Source organism: Micavibrio aeruginosavorus (assembly GCF_051245535.1).
Classification (GTDB): domain Bacteria; phylum Pseudomonadota; class Alphaproteobacteria; order Micavibrionales; family Micavibrionaceae; genus Micavibrio; species Micavibrio aeruginosavorus_D.
The window spans coordinates 432,691-450,729 of sequence record NZ_CP195303.1 but is presented as its reverse complement, the minus strand read 5'-3'; the positions used below and the strand labels follow the sequence as shown (position 1 = coordinate 450,729).

Below are 18,039 nucleotides of genomic sequence, written 5' to 3'. Positions count from 1 at the left end.
GCGTTCAATCAAGCTTTATCCAGCAACTCTTCCAAAGCCTGGCGCACTTCGCCAAACCCGCTCTGGACGGATGGCATGCGTTCCAACAGATCATCACGCTTACGGGCTTTGGCCAGCGTCTCAATCTCGACCACTTGATCATACAGACCCATGGCCCCCAACTGCCCGACACTGGATTTCAGGGAGTGGGCCAGATGGGCGATGGTATCAAAATGGCCATTCCCACCCCCGGCATGCGCCATCGCGGCATCAACTTCCGTTTTAATTTCCCCGATAATGCGGTCAGCATTGTTCAGGAACATGGTCACGATTTGCGGGAATTTTTCCCGGCTGATGAATTGCAATTTACGGATGGCTTCCATATCCAGAATACCACCCCCGACATCTGCACCCGACAACACCGCAGAAGCGTCATCGCCATGCGTATCCCCATCATCCTGACGTGGAATTCTTTTCTCAACGGCAATCCATGTCGCCAGAATGGTATCAAGGTCTTTTTCCACCACGGGCTTGGACAAATAATCATCCATACCGGCGGCAATGCATTTTTCACGATCGCCTTTCATCGCATTGGCGGTCATGGCGATGATTTTGATATCCTGCCCGCCTTTTTCTTTGCGCACGGTCCGGGTTGCTTCGTACCCGTCCATAATTGGCATTTGGCAATCCATGAAGACGAGATCAAAGCTTTCTTCGCGGATAACCCGCACGGCGTCACGCCCATTATCGACAACGGCGGAACGAATGCCGTAGTGATCCAGCATCGCCACCATGACTTCCTGGTTCACCTGATTGTCCTCAACAACCAGAATGCGGGTGTCTTTGAAATACAGGTCCCCTGCCCCATGAACACGGCCCGCCCATTGTTCATCCAATGTGAACCGGGTCACCAGCCCCATATCTTCGCCGGCCTTTTGGGCTTTCCACAATGTTGCGATTACGGATATGAGTTCCGACGGGCGAACAGGTTTGCTCAAATACCCCTTAATCCCCGCCCGCTGCATCCGCTCAACATCGGTTCGGCCTGGTTGTGAGGTCGCCATAATCGCAACGGCGCCCTGAATTTTCTTGTTTTGGGCTATGAGCGAACACAGGGAAATGCCATCCATACCGGGCATTGCGTAATCGACGATCAGGAAACTATATGGCCGCCCCTCATCAACCGCCTTCTCCATTTTACCGAGAACGTTGTAGGGGTTGTTTTCGGTTTCCACATCCATACCGATAGATGACAAATATGTGTCGAAAATTTCGCACGACATTATGTTGTCATCAATAATCAGAGCACGAATACCCGTTCCGTCAAAATCTTCCAATTCGGGCGCGCGGGCATAGGATTTCGGACGTGGCGCAACGGACATGGTCAGATGAACCGAGAAAGTCGACCCCACACCCGGTTCACTGGTCAGGGAAATATGCCCGCCCATCAATTCGGCCAATTGCTTGCTGATCGTCAGCCCAAGCCCTGTACCGCCATAACGACGCGTTGTTGACCCATCGGCCTGGTCAAATTTATTGAAGACGAGAGCCTGCTTTTCCTTGGCAATACCGATGCCGGTATCAACCACGGAAATTCGCAGGTCGGTGTGGCCATCGCGCGTCCCCAGGTGCTTAACCTTCACAAGCACGTACCCTTCGTCCGTGAATTTGATGGCATTGCCACACAGATTGAACAAAATCTGGCGTATACGCACCGGATCGCCGAACATGAATTGCGGGCAATCCGGGTCCCATGACAACAGGAACTCGATCCCCTTCTCCTGCGTCCGCACAAACATCATTTCGGATACGTCTTCGCACAGAAGCTGGAAATCGAACGGAATATTTTCCAATTCCATTTTCCCCGCTTCGATTTTTGAGAAGTCCAGAATGTCGTTGATGATCTGCAGCAAGGACTCGGCCGATTGCCCCACCGTTTGCGCATAATGACGTTGGCGTGAATCCAGCTTCGTTTCCAGCAGCAAATGCGTCATACCAATGATACCGTTCATTGGCGTACGGATTTCGTGGCTCATGTTTGCCAGGAAATCGCTTTTTGCACGGTTGGCGCTATCCGCTTCGTCTCGCGCTTTTTTCAGGTTGCGGTTGGCCTGTTCAATCTCTGTTACGTCCGTGTGCGCCCCCACAATGCGGATCACACGCCCTGTCGGGTCCCGTTCAGCGATGGCACGGCTCAGAACATACTGAATATGGCCGCTTTTGTGGAAGAAGCGGAAGATGCCCACGAATTCGGATGTCCGGCCCGTAATATAATCGGCCATACGCTTGCGCCATTCATACAAATCTTCCGGATGAATTACGCTTTCGGCCCCCTTCATTGAATTTTCAATTTCATCGTCGCGATAACCAAGCATCGCTTTCCATCGGGGGGATAACCACAAAGTCCGTTGGTTTTCATCCCAATCCCATACGCCATCCTGTGTTGCGGCCATGGCCAGCTCAAGGAACTGGCGCTGCATACGCAATTCCTCGGTGCGCCGGGTCACAATTTTTTCAATACCCGACGCATAGCCGGTGATGAACAACAGGAATATGCCGCACAACGCTGAAAAGAAAACCCCCACAGCCAATGCAATCCAGATGGCCCAATTCACGTGAGCCATAATGTAATTCTGCGACTTATAAACCTTTAAAACCCAACGTTTCCCAAAGACATCAAGCTGCATTTCTTCTGTATAAGCTATTCGATCTTGTCCCGTTGGGCCGTAATCGCGCGAGTCATAAGAAATGTAGAGGCTTTCTTCAATATCTGATTCCTTTGTAACCAGATGGATTTCCATGCCTTGCGCTTTCCATGGATTAAATACGGGCACAACAGTGTCAGAAAATCTGTACCCACCCGCAACAAAGCCCAAAAGCGCATCCCGCCTTTGTTCAACGTTTGAAGTCAGCGCGCCTTGCTTATAAACAGGAAGAACCAAAAGGAAGCCATACTGATCCGCCTCCTCATCCGGCAATAATTTAATGCGCGACGTGATAACGGCCTCGCCGCTATCTCTGGCGCGAACGAATGCCGCATAACGCCCTTCATTCGAGCTTAAGTCGTAGCCAATATAGCTGTTGAATGAATCCGGCTCGATAAATTCAATGGGGTAGTATTCGTCCCGTCGAGGGGATCGCTCCCACGCGCCGGAATCAACCGGAGCTTTGATAAAGAATCCCGGATATTCCCGTTGGTGTAATGTTTCAAACGCATCCCGCTCGGAATCAAGAACCCGCGGCATCCAATCCATGGCCAGAATGCCGGGGTTTCGCTTAAAGGCATTGCGGGTAAAAACCTCGAACTCCCGGCGATCCACCGCATCGGATGCATCAAACAGACTTTGCAGCCCCTGAAGCTCTTGCATGTAATCATGGATCTGTGTTTCCAGATCGGTTTTCATGAGTTGCGCATCATGCTTGAATTCCGCCTGGATACGCCTATCGTCCCAATTGCGAACACCCACGAAGAAAACCATCACCATGGTGAAGAGCAGCACCATGGGCACCGCCACAAAAACCTTGCGTCGCATTTCCGTGTTCGGTGCCAGCATCAAGGTTACAATAGGCGCAAAAACAACCATGCCCAGAAGGTCGCCCGCATACCACGTCCACCATACGAACGGGATGTTTTCGAGAGCCACCGTCCCCGTAAGATAGAACGTCCCTACGCACCATGTCGATGATACCAAGCAAACAACAACACCGGCATAAGCAACAAATTTTACAATGTGGTTGAGTTGCTCCAAGCGACTGCGTTCACCAATAACACGGTAAAGAATGAACGCCCCAACCGCCGCCTGCAACATTGATCCGAATCCAATGGACAATGAGTTGGTCAACAAGCGGGCAAATTGTTCATCCGGTGTTTGGGAAATCCAGATGGAGAGATTGAGAATGGCCGCGCCCAGAAAAACCCCCGGCGCCATCGCAAAACCGTAACGATACACCACGGCCAATGCGATGCCGGATGCAGGCCAGAACACGGTCGCGTAACCCGGTGGAATGGCCAACAACAAACCCAAGCGCCCGACCACATAATAGGTCAGCGCCAGCAGGCATATGCGCCCAATCGTCAACATGTCTGTGTTCAAAAGGCCCTGCACGGAAACACCAAAAATATGAAACGTTATGCACTATAAGAATTATAAGCCTGTAGGCCATAAAAGCCTTAAACGCCCAAAGAAACAAATAAAAATGTTTATTTTCAGCGCTTTATCCACGCATACAAAAGCCCGTTCCGAACATGTCCGGAACGGGCTTTGCTATTCAAACCAGCTTTAAAGCCAGTTCAAAAATTATTTGCCTACGGCTTCTTTCAGTTCTTTAGCAGCGCGGAAAGCAATTTTCTTTTTCGCCGGGATTTTGATGGTTTCGCCGGTGGCCGGGTTACGACCCATGCGAGCTGCGCGTTTGCGAACTTGCAGAATGCCCAGACCAGCCATACGAACGCGGTTGCCTTTTTTCAGGTTTTTAACCAGCAGGGCCACCAGATCGTCCATCAGCAAGTTAACTTGCTTCTTGGTCATTTCATGCTTTTCGGCCAGTTCAGCGCCGATTTGTTTCAGCGTTACGGTCGGAGCAGTGGTTTTCGCCGTAGCGGTTTTAGCGGCAGCAGCAGCAGGTGCTTTTGCAGCGGCTTTAGCAGGAGCTTTGGCAGCGGCTTTAGCAGGAGCTTTAGCGGCGGTTTTAGCAGCGGTTTTAGCAGCCATTTGTCGGACTCTCTTCCATCGTTGTTGAAATATGCTTCTGACACATCCTGTCCCGTGACCGTTCGCGGCCCCGTAAAACAGAATCACACCAGAAAACCTTTCATTGATAAATGCCAGATTGGGGGTTTTTGTCGATAGAAAAAATGCACGAAAACCCTGTCTTTACGCTGTTTTGCACATTTTTCCCTCAAAAACAGGCAAAAACACCTTGTTTTTAAAGGCCCGCGCCAGATGCACACCCCACCGAAGCGCTCCAAACCCCGTAGAATCAGGCTTTCGCGCGATTCGGGAGAATCAGACCGATTCGGCTCTCATAGCCTCCAGCTCGAGCCAGCGCGTTTCCGCATGGTCCAAATCCGCCTGTGCCAAGGGCAATCGCCGCGACATGTTTTCAAATGCACCGGGATCGCGTTGATAGAGGTCAGGGTCCGCCAAGCGATCCTGCAACTCATCAATTTCCGTCTCCAGCGCCGCGATTTTTTTGGGCAGGTTGTCGAGTTCATATTGCAACTTATAAGACATGCGCGCTTTTGCGGCTGTGGCTTCCGCCTCTACAGCTTGCGGTGTCCCACTCTCTTTTTTATCCGCGCGCTTGGCGGCCTCCGCCCCCTCACCCATACGGGCCTTGCGCTCGGCGCGCGCGACCAGATAATCGGAATAACCACCAATATAGCCTTCGATCTTCCCATCGCCCTCGAACGCCAGAATTTTGGTGACGGTTTGGTCGAGAAAATCGCGGTCGTGGCTGACGATAATCAATGTACCCTGATATTCCGCCAGCGTTTCTTCCAACATATCCAACGTATCCATATCCAGATCGTTGGTGGGTTCGTCGAGGATCAGGAAGCTTTTCGGGTCAGCCAGAACGCGGGCCAGCATCAGGCGGTTTTTCTGCCCGCCCGACAATGTTGATACGGGCTGCAATGCCATGGACGGGTCGAACATGAAATCTTTCAGATAACCGCAAACGTGGCGCGCCTTGCCGCGCACATTCACATGATCACCACCATCCGGCGCCAACGTTTTCCACAACGACCATTCCGGCACCAGATCACGGCGCGTTTGGTCGAAATAAGAAAATTCAATTTCGCGCGACATCTTGACCTTGCCCGCATCGGGCTCCAGTTCCCCGGTCAACAGCCGCAGGAACGTCGTTTTCCCCGATCCGTTACGCCCCAAAATACCAATCCGGTCGCCACGCATGATCCGCAGGGAAAATTGATCGAGAATGGGAACTTCGCGCCCATCATCATTGAAACCTTTTTTGACCTTAAAGAACTCCGCAACGATTTTTGATGAAACTTCCGTTTCAATCGGCGAAATTTCGATTTTCGCCATCATGCGCAAAAATTCACCTTTATCCTGAAAGAACTTATCGCGCTCGCTCTTGACCAACTCCAATCGCCGTTGGTTTCGCTTACGCCGCGCCTTCACACCGCGGCTGGCCCATTCCAATTCCTGTAACAACGCTTTTTCACGGTTGTGCAGGGTGCGGGCTTCCTGATCCAAGATCATGGTGGACCATTCATCAAAACGGCTGAAGCCAAAGGGGCAGACCTTTAGCGCCCCGCGATCCAGCCAGAACACTTTATCGGAAATGGTATTCAGAAAGGCTTTGTCGTGGCTGATACACACGACCGCTCCGTGATAGCCCCGCACCATCCCCTCCAGCCATTCGATCACATCCAGATCAAGGTGGTTGGTGGGTTCGTCCAGCAGCAGAATATCCGGTTCCTCGACCAACGCACGGGCCATGGCGGCACGGCGCAATTGACCGCCGGATAATTTATCCATCTTCGCCAGCGGATCGAGGCCCAGCGGGTGCAGAACCATATCGACCTTGTACGCATTTGCTTCGATTTGTTCTTCGGTCGAAAATTGAGAGAAGACGAAGTCGTAAACGCTCTGCCCCTTGGTCGGGGTAATGTCTTGTTGCAGATAACCGATGGTCATGCCCTGCAACTGCCACCGCGTGCCGTCATCCAGATCACGCGTGCCCGTGATGATATTCATCAGGGTGGTCTTGCCCGCACCGTTCTTCCCGACCAGGCAGATTTTATCGCCCTCGGTAATATTAAAGGACAGATTTTCGAACAGCTTTTTGTCACCAAAGCTGACGCAGGCGTCCTGAACGCTTAAGAGAAGTCGTGCAACCACAATACCGTACCCTGTTATTAACAGGGGTCTTTATACACGGCGGGCGACAAAAATCCACGGGGCAAGGGCTCCGTTTTTCACGGATGCGGCCAGATTTTGCAAAGATTGTGCGAATTCGGGGCCCATCACCCGCGCCAGGCTGGGCCGATCACCGATTTTGGCTGCCGCCTCGAATGAGGCCAGAGCCTGTGCCGACTGGTCCACCTTGGCCACAAGTTCGAAGCCACAGAAGGTCAGCATCATCTCCATATCCGGCGGCGTGACCAGATGGCTGGTTTCGCCCGTCCCCGCCCATGGCATCGGAAACGCCGGAGGTTTACCCGCCGGCCCGGCCAGCACATCATAAACACCAAACATGGCCCCCGGCTTCAGCAGGTCGTGAACGGCCTTGTACAATTCCGTCTTGTCCAGAATGTTCATACCGGTATGGATGGTATAGGCCCCGTTGAAGCTGGCATCGGCAAAGTCCAGCGCTTCGGCATTGCCGACGCGAAATTGCGTCCGCGACCCCATCCCCATGCGGCGGGATAATTCGGTGGCCACCGCGCAATATTCGGGGGACAGATCAATCCCAACCACGTTGGCCCCGGTTTCATGCGCGACATACCGCGCCGGACCACCCAGACCACTGCCGATATCCAGAACGGTCATGCCGGCGTGAAAACCCAGCCGGTTGATAAAATCCGCCGTGGCACGTTTACCGCCAATATGAAATTCATCGAAGGGGGATAAATCATCGGGCCCGGGGCGTAACGGGTCCACACCCGCCTCTTTTAAACCTGCGTCAATCAAATCCAGAAGGTCGGCCCGTTCGTAATACGCTTTAATCGCAGATTCAGATGTCATGGATGTCCCCGTTGACTTTACGCATACCCTGTACGATTCTACACACAACCGAGGAGACGTACAGCAATGATCTGGTTCAAACCCTATTCCATTGAAGATATTCGCAATTTCAATACACACGATAATATTCTCGATCGTTTGGGCATTGAAATTGGCGAGGTTGGGACGGATTTTATCAAGTTGCGTATGCCGGTCGATCATCGCACGCACCAGATCCATGGAATCCTGCATGGTGGTGCGTCGTGCGTTCTGGCCGAAACGGCGGGCAGCATTGCGTCATTGATGTGCATTGATGCGGATACGCATTATGCGGTCGGTTCCGCCATCACCTGCAACCATTTGCGCCCGGTGAAGGACGGTTTCGTCACCGCCACGTGCCGCCCCGTGCATCTGGGCCGCACCAAACATGTCTGGGATATCGAAATCCGCTCGGATGCCGACAAGTTGATTGCGAAAAGCGAATTGACCTGCGCCGTTACACCGAAGGGGTCGGCGTAACGCCCGGGGCCTGTTGCGCAATACGCCGCACGGTAATGCCCTGATTTTCCAGATGCGCATGCAGATTGTGATACGGCATAATATGCGTGTTATGCGCGATGCTCAGCACAATTGTGTGTTTGGGCAAATGATCCAGCATATCTTTGTACAAGGCCGCCCCCGTTTCCTTGTCGAGTGCCGCCGTAATTTCATCCAGAAACAGAATGTCCGGCTGGTGCAGGGTGGCAATAGCGATCATCAACTTTTGCCGTTCACCACCGGACAGGGACATGGTATCCCCCGTCATCACCTGCTTTTCCATGAAGAAGGTAACAGCTTGTACAATCTCATTTACCGCACTGCGCGCTTTCATACGCACCGCGGCCAGACTGAGGGGCCAGCTGGCGGCGTTAAATACTTGATGCATCGGGCCGGATGAAGCCTGTCGCATCATTTCATCGCGGGTGTGATTGACGATTGTGTCAACAACACGCCGGGCCTGATATTCATTCAGGCGAATTTCACGGAACGCATCATCCGTATCATCATTCGCCATATAGGATTTGACTGCTTTATTCAGGGAACGGCGCAACGACCACGCAAAATATTTAATTTTTGCGGGCGTATAGGCATAAATCTTTCCGCGCTTCCGGGTGGCAATATCCGCCGCAAACAAGGCCAGACGTTTTTGCAGCGGCGCCATCAATGCGTTATCCATCGCATCAACCACGCGATGGAATACATTGTCAAAGTCGCCTTCAGGCACAAGAGCCCGCAGAGATTGACACAAATAATTCCGCTGTTTATCCGGAACAGATTGTACTGATGAAAATAATTCAGGAATACGACGCTGAACAAAATCAACAGCAACTTGACCGACATCCTTTTTTAGATAGGACGTGTTTTTGAGATGATCCGTCATCTCATCAATCAGGATTTCAATCTGTTGACCGGGAATCTGTTCAACCAGCTTGTTCAAACCAACTGTTTGCAAAGCATGGCGCAGTTCGCGGTCCGTGAATTTTTCATTGCCCTCGGTCGCCATGTTCAGGATGGTGCGAAGATTGGCATTGGGTGCATAGGCCGCTTGGGAAAACAACATGGTTTTCACGTTGCGCGGCATCACCACCAACCCCTGCCCGTAATCCCAACTGTTCATCAGGGCTTTGACGGCGGTGGTTTTGCCGCTGCCCGATTCGCCGGTGAAAATAACGCGGTCGCCGGGTTTGAAATGCAGGTTTACGCCCTGTAACAAAACGCGCGGGTTATCGCCCGGTGTGCGGACGGTCAGATCATACGCCCGAATATCCGGGCAATCATCCTGACTTTCGGTCACGACGATGAAGGGCACATCATTGTGCGCAATCGGTCCGGTGCTTTTGTAAAATTCATCAAATGCTTTGGCCATTTTATGCCTCCGGTCCGGAAATTTTCATGGCGGGCATATCTTTTGGCACAATGACACGCTTGGCCGCCGCTTTCTTTTCCGCATCGATGTAATGCGCCGCCTGCACCGCGCGATCGAACATATAGATACGATCCGCCGTGGCTTTCATCTGCGATAATTGTTCGAAGCGATTGACAACGAAGCTCATCGCCGATGTCACGCGGTTAAAGGCATAGTTGATCATCGATACGGTTCCCATGGACGCCGTGCCCGCCGCCACACCAAAGGCCCCAACAATCCATGGAATGGGAATCGACAGGTTCCCGGCCGTGGCATCCACCAAAATCAGTTTGACCTGTGTCCCGATTTCACGCACCGAGTTCTTCATCACCGGGGTCAGGCGGCGATTGACCAATTCACGCTCAACCGATTCTGTTTTGTTCTGTGCGACGACATCGGCATTGCTGTGAATTTTATCCAGAACGGCGCGCAAATCCGCATCACGGCGTTGTTGCGCCCGTTGAATGGATGGCAGTCTGTACCCAGCCTTCATCGTCAGCGCCGTCAAAGCCGCAGCATAGACCGCGCCAAGCCAGAAGAAACCGCCCGTCACACCAAACAATGGCCCCATCGCCAATAACTGGCTGGAAAATGCGCCAAGCGTAATCCCCGCGCTGGTCACGCCCGTCATCAATGACACCGCACCCGCCGTGAATTTTGCCGGGTCCTGCTCAATCCGCTGCGCCGGGTTATCAATGTTATTGAACAGGTTTTTCATGCGCATATAGGCCGATGATGTTGTCCAGCGGTTGGTGTAGTACCCCGTGGACCACAGCCGCCAGCGCAGGGCGAAATATTGCGCGGCCTTGTACGAAATAATGGCCATGGCCGTGAATTTCAGCGCAATGGTCGCCAGATCCTTGTTGTACCACGCATCGCGCAGCGAACCCTTCATGTCCTTCAACTGGGCATCGCTGTCGCTCCACCCGTTTTTCAGGACATGGGTGGTCCCGGTATAGGTGGCTTTCGCGGCTTTTCCCCACGCATCAATAAATCCGCTCCCGCTCAGGCTTTTGAGCGTATTCAAATGCTCTTGCGTTTCCGGCAGCTCCATTAAATTTTTGGTCAAATGCGTTTTCATCGCACTGACCTGCCCCATCAATTCGGGGCTTTGTGTGATGGCTTTTTCAACGCCGGGCAATGCCGTCACCAACTCCTCCAGCGAAGAGTTCTTGTTCAAAACTTCTTGCAGGGCGGCGTCGTGTTTTATGACGTCGGCGAATTTTTTATTATTCAGAAAAGCGGTCAGGTCGGGATAAACGTGAATGGCTTCGTTCAGGATTGGATGTTCATTCATTGCCGTTTTCAGGGCCGGATATTGATCAAGCGATTTGGCAATCAATTCAGGGCGCGCGGTTTTTACCGACTGCGACAAATGCTGGACTGTGTTGGTCAGACCGCCACTCCATTCACCGAATTCCACGGTCATCTGGACGGAATACCATGTCATAAACAGCGATGTCGCCAGCAGACCTGTCGCAATACCGCGTTCAATCTTGCCTGCCTTAACCCAATACGGTGACAAAACACCCAGAATGGTCCGCGTAGCACTGCGCGGTGTTTCCAGCATTGTGGCCTCCAGAAGCTCTTTGCGCTTCTGGGCCGAAATTTCCGGCGTAATGACGGGGCAATCCCATCCGGTGTTGGCAGATTCAAGTTTGAATAGATCGCGCAGACGGCGAAGGCGGCCAGACATACCTATAAATTCCCTGTTCAATTCTTTTTATGATTAAGGGAGGTATAAGAGGACCCAGGCCGTTTTCTGTCAATAAAAAACCCTTCCCATATTGCACAACAACATGGGAAGGGGTTTTGATTATGTAAACAATACTACGCTGCCGCGCGGGTTTCCGGCTTTGCCCCGGCCCCACCGCGCAGGCGGGTCAGCAGAACGGCCTTTTGACCGCGGAAAGTCTTGATGTTGCCATCCTTCACCGGGCCATAGCCACGCACCATATCCGGCAGGGCCAGAATATCGCGGCACAGGGCGGCATTGTTGGAGTTCACGGCGGTCAGAACAGCATCCATCATCGCTTCATATTCGGCGATCAGCGCACGTTCTTCCTTGCGGTCCTTCAAGCGGCCAAACGGATCGAAGGCCGTGCCGCGCAGGCCCTTGAACTTCGCCAGCAGGCGCAAGGCCCCCATCATCCACGGACCAAAGGTACGTTTTTTCGGACGGCCCGTCGCCGGGTCGGTTTGTTCCATGATCGGCGGAGCGAGGTTGAAGGTCAGTTTATAGTTGCCGGTAAACTGCGCCTGCACCGACTTGATGAAGTCACCATTGGTGTACAGGCGAGCCACTTCATACTCGTCTTTGTATGCCAGCAGCTTGTGGTAATTCTTTGCCACCGCTTCTTTCAAATCCGGCCACGCATCGAAACGCTTCACCGCATTCAGGTAACGGTTGGCATAGGCGGCATCCTGATAATCGGTCAGGTAGCCCACGCGTTTGGTGATGATCTCATCAAGTGCGGTGGAAATCCCCTCCTCACCCAGCGGGCCACGCGCGGCGGCCACCATTTCATCCATCAAGGCGGGGTTATGGGCGGCCAGACGGCCGAAGGCGAACGCCTTGCGGTTATCGTCAATCGACACGCCGTTCAGTTCGATGGCGCGATCGATGGCCTCGAAGCTGACCGGGATCAAGCCCTTCTGCCAGGCATAGCCCATCATAAACACGTTGGTGCCCATTTCGTCGCCCAACAAAACACCCGTGGTCAATGTCGCATCAACGAAATATTGGGTTTTCGTTGCGGCAACCAATTCCGCACGGATATCGTCGTTTTTGAAATCCATCTGGTTATCAAGAACGAAGGCCGCAACCGGAGTGTTGTCGATGTTGGCAACGGCAATGGTTTTATCGGCGTTCAATGTTTCGTGCGCGGCCTTGCCCACGGCGGAAACAATATCGCACGCCAGCAACAAATCGGTGCCGCCCGCGATAATGTGGCCGTTATGGAGCATGTCTTGCTCCGGCGCCAGACGAACGTGGCTCAACACCTCGCCGCCCTTTTGTGCCAGCCCGGTGGAATCCAGAATGGCGCTGCATTTGCCTTCCAAATGTGCGGCCATGCCCAGCAAGGCCCCAACGGTCAGAACGCCCGTGCCACCAACACCGGGGACAAGGATGTTATAGGCGCTCGTCATTTGCGGAACGTTCGGCATCGGGATGGATGAAAACACATCATCCGCCTTGGCCGGGGCATTTTTACGCAGCTCTCCGCCCTCAATCGTTACGAAGGACGGGCAGAAGCCTTTCAGACAGGAAAAGTCCTTGTTGCACATGGACTGGTTGATCTGGCGTTTGCGGCCATATTCGGTTTCCAACGGTTGCACGGCAATGCAGTTGGATTGAACAGAACAATCACCACAGCCTTCGCACACGGATTGGTTAATCACCACGCGCTTCGCCGGGTCCGGGTATTGGCCGCGTTTGCGGCGGCGACGTTTTTCGGCGGCGCAGGTTTGATCGTAAATAATAATGGTGGTGCCGGGTGTTTCGCGGCATTCCTGCATGATTTTCGGCAACCATTCACGGCCCATCACCGGAACGCCCGCCGGAATTTGCGAACGGTCTTTATACCGCCCCATATCCTCGGTCAAAATCCAGGCCTTGACCACACCTTCGGACATCACCTGTTGCGCGACGCGCCAGACGGGCAGATCGCCGTCCACATGTTGTCCACCGGTCATGGCGACCGCATCGTTGTACAAAATTTTGTACGTAATATTCACCTTCGCCGCGACCGACGCACGAATGGCCAGCGACCCGGAATGGAAATATGTTCCATCGCCAAGGTTGGCAAAGATGTGTTTGGTTTCACTGAACGGTGATGACCCAATCCATGGCACCCCTTCACCACCCATTTGCGTGCACAGGGCGGAATTGCGGTCCATCCATTGCACCATGTAGTGGCAACCGATGCCCACCATGGCGAACGAACCATCCGGCACTTTCGTCGATGTGTTGTGCGGGCAGCCCGAGCAATACCACGGACGGCGCAGCGATGGCGGCACATAGCCCTGCTCTTTCGCCTCGTACCCTTCGTAGAATTTCAGGGCGTCGTTAATCCGGTCGGTGCGGTAAAACCGCTCGATCCGCTGCGCAATCACGCGCGCGACCAGACCAACCGATTGATCGTTATGCAGGGGCAGCAAACGCTCGCCCTTTTCATCATATTTCCCAACGATCACCGGCGGGCGGCGGCCTGCTTCCCAGTTGTAAACCTGCTGCTTCAACTGATATTCGATAAATTCGCGTTTTTCTTCGACGATCAGGATTTCTTCCAACCCTTCGACGAAATTTTGAATCCCGATTGGCTCCAGCGGCCAGGTCATGCCGACCTTGTACACGCGCAGGCCAATTTGTTGCGCGATCTCTTCGGTAATGCCCAGATCCTGCAACGCCTGACGCACATCGGCATAGGATTTGCCGGAGGTGATGATGCCGAAACGCGGTTTCGGGCTATCCCAGATCACGCGGTCGATCTTGTTCTTGCGCGCAAAGGCGTGGCACGCAAACAGTTTGTAGTTTTGCAGGCGGAAATCAATTTCGCGCGGCGTGTCGTTCAGGCGGATATGCACCCCGCCCGCTGGCATTTGGAATTCCGTTTCATCCGGATAGAGAATTTCGCGGTTTTCACCCGCCAGATCCACCGTGCCCGATGTTTCCACCGTTTCCGATGTCACCTTCATCGCCGTCCAGCACCCGGAATAGCGCGACATGGCAATGCCCAGCAGGCCATATTCAACAAATTCCTGAATATTCGCCGGATACAGTTGCGGAATTTGCATGGCGTACAGCGCATGATCCGACTGGCACGCCAGTGTGGATGATTTACATGCGTGGTCGTCGCCGAAGATGGCCAGAACGCCGCCCTTGGGCGCAGTGCCGTTGGCGCTGGCGTGACGCATCACGTCGCCACTGCGGTCTACACCCGGGGCCTTGCCGTACCAGATACCAAAGACACCGTCGACCTTCGCGCCCGGCATCAAATTGACTTGTTGTGTGCCCCACACGGCGGTGGCGGCCAGATCTTCGTTCACGCCCGGAACGAATTTCACGTTCAGCGGATCGAGATATTTTTGCGCCCGCACCAGTTCACGGTCATACCCACCCAGCGGCGATCCGCGATAGCCAGAGATGAACCCCGCCGTATTCAAGCCCGCCGCGATATCACGTTGCCGCTGGATCAGCGGAATACGCGCCAAGGCCTGCAGCCCGGACATGTACGCCACACCTTCATGCAGCTCGTATTTATCTTTCAGTGAAACCTTGCGCAGTGCCTGTGCCATATCGTCCCCGGCATTATGGTTATTCAGAAGATTCTTGCTTGATGGCCCATAAACTACAGCAGACAGCCTTGGTTTTCTAGGGCAACACCGTCGAATTGGTGCGGTGCATGAAGGGTGAATTGCGCTTGTGATGCGCTGTTTCCCTCATGTAACCTGCACCCCTATTCTTTGACAGGAGCAAGATTATGGATTTAAGCAAAATTTTTGGACAATTCGCAGGCCAAACCCTGAAAAATCCGCAACGCATGACATGCGATATGGATGACGTTCTGACCAACATGCAGGATGTGGCCGCACAAAACGGCCTGACCCTGCGCGTGAAATGGGAAGGCCGCATGCACGACCAGATGCACAACCCGAACCGTGTGAATGTGAATGTTGAAACCGGCGCCGATGGCAAAATCCGCATCACCCCGGATTTCCAGATCGGTTAAGCGCACAATGGCCGCCGTTAAAATCTATGGCATTAAAAATTGCGACACGATGAAGAAAGCGTTTGTGTGGCTGGACGCGCATAAAATCGCCTATGACTTCCACGATTATAAGAAAGAAGGCGCGGATTCCGACATCCTGAAATCCGCCATCGCCGAACATGGGTGGGATAATGTCATCAACCGCAAGGGCACGTCATGGCGCGCTTTGCCGGATGATGTGAAGGACGGCATGAACGAGAAATCCGCCATTAAAGCCGCTCTTGATAACCCCAGCCTGATCAAACGCCCTCTGTTGGTAAAGGGAAAAACAATCCAACTGGGGTTCACCCCCGACGATTACCAGAAACTTTTCAAATAAGAAAAAACCCCGCCGAACTGGCGGGGTTTTTTTATGATTTACGCGGCGCGGCGGTTGCCGGTTTCTTCGAACAATTCGCGGCCGATTAACATGCGGCGAATTTCCGATGTGCCCGCGCCGATTTCATACAATTTCGCATCGCGCAGCAAACGGCCCGTCGGATATTCGTTGATGTACCCGTTACCACCCAGACATTGAATCGCCTGCAACGCCATTTGCGTTGCGGCTTCGGCACTGGCCAGAATGCATCCGGCGGCGTCCTTGCGCGTGGTTTCGCCCCGGTCACACGCGGCGGCAACGGCGTAAACATAGGCCCGTTGCGCCGACAAGGTCGTGTACATATCGGCCACTTTGCCCTGCATCAACTGAAACTCACCAATGGATTGGCCGAATTGTTTGCGTTCGTGCAGATACGGCACAACCACATCCATGCAGGCCTGCATAATGCCCAGCGGACCACCGGACAGAACAACGCGTTCGTAATCCAGACCGGACATCAGGACCTTTACGCCCTTACCCACCTCGCCCAGAACATTTTCTTCCGGCACTTCGCAGTCCTGAAACACCAATTCACAGGTGTTGGACCCGCGCATGCCCAGCTTGTCCAGCTTCTGCGCCGTGGTGAAGCCCTTCATACCCTTTTCAATGATAAAAGCGGTAATGCCGCGTGATCCCGCATCCATGTCAGTTTTGGCGTAGACAACCAGCGTGTCCGCGTCGGGTCCGTTGGTGATCCACATTTTGTTGCCGTTCAGAACGTAACGATCGCCCTTTTTATCCGCGCGCAGTTTCATGGACACAACATCCGACCCAGCCCCCGGTTCGGACATGGCCAGCGCCCCAACATGATCGCCGGAAATCAGTTTCGGCAGGTATTTTTCACGCTGGGCTTTATTCCCATTGCGGTTGATCTGGTTCACACACAGGTTTGAGTGTGCGCCGTAGGACAACGCCACAGACGCCGATGCGCGGGAAATTTCCTCCATCGCAATCACGTGGGCCAGATAGCCCATATCGGCCCCACCAAATTCTTCCGACGCGGTAATGCCAAGTACCCCGAGATCACCAAATTTTTTCCACATATCATTGGGAAATTCGTTTTTATGGTCGATTTCGGCGGCACGCGGGGCCAGTTCCTTCTGCGCGAATTTATACACTTCCTCGCGCAGCATTTCGATTTCTTCGGCATGACCGAATTTCAGTGTCGGGTACGGGATCATTTCACTCTCCTTTACAATCGTTCACTTACATCGTCATCCCGGCGCAGGCCGGGATCTTCGCCCCTTATGGCTAGAAGATTCCGGCTTTCGCCGGAATGACGGCGGTTAGGATGGCCGCATGGCATTGGCAACTTTGGAATCCGGCTTGCGACCCAGATGGTTGGAAATAAACCACGCCGTGTCCACGACCGCGTTTATATCAACCCCGGCTTCAATGCCCATTCCGTTCAACATATACAAAACATCTTCGGTGGCAACGTTGCCGGATGCGCCCTTGGCATAGGGGCAACCACCCAGACCGCCCACCGATGAATCAAACACGGCCACACCCATTTCAAGGCCGGTATAAATATTCGCCAGCGCTTGGCCATAGGTGTTGTGGCAATGCAGGGCCAGTTTTTCAACCGGCACCCGTTCCACCACGGCACGCAACATGGTGGCGGTCACAATGGGCGTACCCACGCCAATCGTATCACCCAACGAAATTTCGTAAGCACCCATATCCAGTAATTTAGCGGACACATCCGCCACCGCATGCGGCGCAATAGCGCCTTCATACGGGCATCCGGCAACGCAGGACACATAGCCGCGCACGCGGATATTTTTCGCCTGCGCCATCGCAATGACGGGGGCGAAACGTTCAAAGCTTTCGGCAATCGAACAATTGATATTTTTCTGACTGAAGGATTCGGACGCGGCGGCGAAAACGGCGATTTCATCCACACCTGCGGCAATCGCCCCCTCCATCCCCTTTTCATTGGGAACCAGAACCGGGTAAGTCACGCCCGCACGGCGATCAATGCCCGCCATGACAGCGGCAGTGTCAGCCATTTGCGGCACCCATTTCGGGGACACGAACGCACCAGATTCAATCACACTTAAACCCGCACCACCCAGACGGCGGATCAGTTCTATTTTTACATCCGTCGGCACAGTTTGCTTTTCATTCTGCAAACCATCGCGGGGGCCGACTTCGACAATTTTTACGCGGGAAGGAAAATTCACAGCACACCCTCCCCGTCACCCCGGCGAAGGCCGGGGTCCATACGATCCACCCCATGGATACCGGCCCCATTGATTCTTGGCGCCGGTATGACGGTTGAGAGGATGA

The 18,039-nt window shown here is 53.6% G+C and carries 12 protein-coding genes; 3 read left to right on the top strand and 9 right to left on the bottom strand.

Annotation, left to right across the window (positions count from 1 at the left end; all coding sequences use genetic code 11):
- Window positions 1–8: 8 nt before the first annotated feature.
- The 4 genes from ACSC94_RS02240 to ACSC94_RS02225 form a co-directional block, all read right to left on the bottom strand.
- Entirely contained in the window at window positions 9–4,073 is a 4,065-nt protein-coding gene (locus tag ACSC94_RS02240) for a CHASE domain-containing protein (protein ID WP_435641446.1), read from the bottom strand.
- Window positions 4,074–4,277: 204 nt separating this feature from the next.
- The gene (locus ACSC94_RS02235; RefSeq protein WP_435641445.1) at window positions 4,278–4,691 is read right to left on the bottom strand and encodes an HU family DNA-binding protein; all 414 of its coding nucleotides are present in this window, start codon (window positions 4,689–4,691) and stop codon (window positions 4,278–4,280) included.
- A 294-nt stretch (window positions 4,692–4,985) separates the two neighbouring features.
- A complete protein-coding gene (locus tag ACSC94_RS02230) occupies window positions 4,986–6,848 on the bottom strand; it encodes an ABC-F family ATP-binding cassette domain-containing protein (RefSeq protein ID WP_435641444.1) in 1,863 nt (620 codons plus the stop codon).
- A 30-nt stretch (window positions 6,849–6,878) separates the two neighbouring features.
- Window positions 6,879–7,694 (bottom strand): SAM-dependent methyltransferase, encoded by an 816-nt coding sequence (locus ACSC94_RS02225; protein WP_435641443.1) that lies wholly within the window; start codon window positions 7,692–7,694, stop codon window positions 6,879–6,881.
- A 66-nt stretch (window positions 7,695–7,760) separates the two neighbouring features.
- Here ACSC94_RS02225 and ACSC94_RS02220 point away from each other — a divergent pair, with 66 nt between their 5' ends.
- Entirely contained in the window at window positions 7,761–8,192 is a 432-nt protein-coding gene (locus ACSC94_RS02220; protein ID WP_435641442.1) for a PaaI family thioesterase, read from the top strand.
- Here the strand turns inward: ACSC94_RS02220 and ACSC94_RS02215 are convergent.
- The 3 genes from ACSC94_RS02215 to ACSC94_RS02205 form a co-directional block, all read right to left on the bottom strand.
- Complete coding sequence (locus ACSC94_RS02215; protein ID WP_435641441.1) at window positions 8,170–9,579, bottom strand: ATP-binding cassette domain-containing protein; 1,410 nt, start codon at window positions 9,577–9,579, stop codon at window positions 8,170–8,172. The two genes, ACSC94_RS02220 and ACSC94_RS02215, sit on opposite strands and share 23 nt — an antisense overlap.
- A gap of 1 nt (window position 9,580) precedes the next feature.
- Window positions 9,581–11,314 carry an SbmA/BacA-like family transporter gene (locus tag ACSC94_RS02210; RefSeq protein ID WP_435641440.1) on the bottom strand — a complete coding sequence of 578 codons (1,734 nt, stop codon included), beginning with the start codon at window positions 11,312–11,314 and terminating at the stop codon, window positions 9,581–9,583.
- Window positions 11,315–11,448: 134 nt separating this feature from the next.
- Complete coding sequence (locus tag ACSC94_RS02205; protein WP_435641439.1) at window positions 11,449–14,916, bottom strand: indolepyruvate ferredoxin oxidoreductase family protein; 3,468 nt, start codon at window positions 14,914–14,916, stop codon at window positions 11,449–11,451.
- A gap of 185 nt (window positions 14,917–15,101) precedes the next feature.
- On the opposite strand from ACSC94_RS02205, the gene ACSC94_RS02200 reads away from it, so the two are divergent.
- Both ACSC94_RS02200 and ACSC94_RS02195 read left to right on the top strand, forming a co-directional pair.
- Window positions 15,102–15,350: a hypothetical protein gene (locus tag ACSC94_RS02200; RefSeq protein WP_435641438.1), complete on the top strand. Its 249-nt coding sequence runs from the start codon at window positions 15,102–15,104 to the stop codon at window positions 15,348–15,350.
- A 7-nt stretch (window positions 15,351–15,357) separates the two neighbouring features.
- Window positions 15,358–15,708 (top strand): ArsC family reductase, encoded by a 351-nt coding sequence (locus ACSC94_RS02195; RefSeq protein WP_435641437.1) that lies wholly within the window; start codon window positions 15,358–15,360, stop codon window positions 15,706–15,708.
- 38 nt (window positions 15,709–15,746) lie between these two features.
- Here ACSC94_RS02195 and ACSC94_RS02190 read toward each other — a convergent pair whose 3' ends face one another.
- Window positions 15,747–16,928 carry an isovaleryl-CoA dehydrogenase gene (locus ACSC94_RS02190; protein WP_435641436.1) on the bottom strand — a complete coding sequence of 394 codons (1,182 nt, stop codon included), beginning with the start codon at window positions 16,926–16,928 and terminating at the stop codon, window positions 15,747–15,749.
- 105 nt (window positions 16,929–17,033) lie between these two features.
- Window positions 17,034–17,933: a hydroxymethylglutaryl-CoA lyase gene (locus tag ACSC94_RS02185; RefSeq protein ID WP_435641435.1), complete on the bottom strand. Its 900-nt coding sequence runs from the start codon at window positions 17,931–17,933 to the stop codon at window positions 17,034–17,036.
- Between the last annotated feature and the right edge of the window lie 106 nt (window positions 17,934–18,039).

What these genes read in the sequence shown, in the direction of transcription:
- ACSC94_RS02195 (WP_435641437.1), top strand. Translation starts at nt 15,358, where the DNA reads ATGGCCGCCGTTAAAATCTATGGCATTAAAAATTGCGACACGATGAAG.
- ACSC94_RS02215 (WP_435641441.1), bottom strand. Translation starts at nt 9,579, where the DNA reads ATGGCCAAAGCATTTGATGAATTTTACAAAAGCACCGGACCGATTGCG.
- ACSC94_RS02225 (WP_435641443.1), bottom strand. Translation starts at nt 7,694, where the DNA reads ATGACATCTGAATCTGCGATTAAAGCGTATTACGAACGGGCCGACCTT.
- ACSC94_RS02210 (WP_435641440.1), bottom strand. Translation starts at nt 11,314, where the DNA reads ATGTCTGGCCGCCTTCGCCGTCTGCGCGATCTATTCAAACTTGAATCT.
- ACSC94_RS02220 (WP_435641442.1), top strand. Translation starts at nt 7,761, where the DNA reads ATGATCTGGTTCAAACCCTATTCCATTGAAGATATTCGCAATTTCAAT.
- ACSC94_RS02235 (WP_435641445.1), bottom strand. Translation starts at nt 4,691, where the DNA reads ATGGCTGCTAAAACCGCTGCTAAAACCGCCGCTAAAGCTCCTGCTAAA.
- ACSC94_RS02190 (WP_435641436.1), bottom strand. Translation starts at nt 16,928, where the DNA reads ATGATCCCGTACCCGACACTGAAATTCGGTCATGCCGAAGAAATCGAA.
- ACSC94_RS02200 (WP_435641438.1), top strand. Translation starts at nt 15,102, where the DNA reads ATGGATTTAAGCAAAATTTTTGGACAATTCGCAGGCCAAACCCTGAAA.
- ACSC94_RS02205 (WP_435641439.1), bottom strand. Translation starts at nt 14,916, where the DNA reads ATGGCACAGGCACTGCGCAAGGTTTCACTGAAAGATAAATACGAGCTG.